The organism is Streptomyces phytophilus, from assembly GCF_013870535.1.
Classification (GTDB): domain Bacteria; phylum Actinomycetota; class Actinomycetes; order Streptomycetales; family Streptomycetaceae; genus Streptomyces; species Streptomyces phytophilus.
Window position 1 is genome coordinate 1 of record NZ_JACBXC010001423.1, and the last position, 1,463, is coordinate 1,463.

2 protein-coding genes are annotated in these 1,463 nt (G+C 74.4%); both read left to right on the top strand.

Annotated features, from left to right (window positions below; all coding sequences use genetic code 11):
• A partial coding sequence (locus H5J30_RS32985) for a DUF485 domain-containing protein (protein WP_181791369.1) occupies window positions 1-380 on the top strand: 380 nt, incomplete at its 5' end.
• Window positions 377-1,463, top strand: a 1,087-nt coding sequence (locus H5J30_RS32990) for a solute symporter family protein (protein WP_181791371.1), incomplete at its 3' end; no start/stop codon positions are given. The genes H5J30_RS32985 and H5J30_RS32990, both read left to right, overlap by 4 nt.

Consider the following 1,463-nt stretch of genomic DNA (forward strand, 5'->3'; position numbering starts at 1 on the left):
CCTGGGCCGAGGCGGACGACGACGTGTACCTCGCCGTCCACGCCACCCCCGAGTTCCAGCGCGTCCGCCGCCGGTACCGCCGGTTCGTGGTGCCGGCCGCGCTCGCGTTCCTCGCCTGGTACCTGTCGTACGTCGTCGCCGCCACCGTCGCCCCCGAGCTGATGGGCCGCCGGGTCGCGGGGCCGGTCAACGTCGCGCTGCTCGCCGGCCTCGGCCAGTTCGCGACGACGTTCCTGCTCACGTGGGCGTACGCCAGGCACGCCCGGCTGCGCCGCGACCCGGCCGCGCTCGACCTGCGCTGGGACATCGCCATGCGGACCCGCCGCGCCGACCGCTACGTGGACACCCGGACCGACCCGCCGCGGGAGCCGGGCCGGTGACCGGGGAGCACCAGAGGCTCGCGCTGCTGCTGTTCTGCGCGTTCGTGGCGCTGACCCTGGCCATCACGCTCTGGGCGGGCCGGCGGCGGCACGGCTCACCGGAGGAGTTCTACGCCGGCGGACGGCTGTTCACCCCCATGGAGAACGGTTTCGCCATCTCCGGGGACTACATGTCCGCCGCCTCCTTCCTCGGCATCTCCGGCCTCATCGCCCTCTACGGCTACGACGGCGTGCTGTACTCCGTCGGCTTCCTCGTCGCCTGGCTCGTCGTGCTGCTGCTCGTCGCCGAACTCGTGCGCAACTGCGGCCGGTTCACCCTCGCCGACGTCGTCGCCTCCCGGCTGCGCCGGCCGCAGGTGCGGTTCGCGGCGGGCATCTCGTCGGTCACGGTCTCGGTGCTGTACCTCGTCGCGCAGATGGTCGGCGCGGGCAGCCTGGTGGCGCTGCTGGCCGGCGGCCACACCGGCACCGGCGCGCGCACCGCGGCGGTCGCGGGCGTCGGCGCACTGATGGTGACGTACGTCGTGCTCGGCGGGATGCGCGCGACGACCTGGATCCAGATCGTCAAGGCCGTGCTGCTGCTGGCCGGGGCGCTCACGCTCACCGTGCTGGTGCTGCTGCGGTTCCACGGCGACGTCGGCGCGCTGCTGGAGTCCGCGGCCGGGCGCAGCGGCCACGGCTCCGACTTCCTCGCCCCGGGCCTGGCGTACGGCGGCGGGCTCGCCGACCGGCTGGACTTCCTCAGCCTCGGCATCGCTCTGGTCCTCGGCACCGCGGGGCTGCCGCACATCCTGGCCCGCTTCTACACCGTGCCGACGGCCACCTCCGCGCGCCGCTCGGTGGTCTGGTCGATCGGGTTGATCGGCGGCTTCTACCTGATGACGATCGTGCTCGGCTTCGGCGCCGCGGCACTCGTGGGCGGCGACGCGGTGCGCGCGGACGACCCGTCGGGCAACACGGCGGTGCCGCTGCTGGCGCTCGACCTCGGCGGCGGCGCGGCCTCCACCGGGGGGACGGTCCTCTTCGCGGTGGTGGCAGCCGTCGCGTTCGCGACGATCCTCGCGGTCGTCGCGGGGATCACGC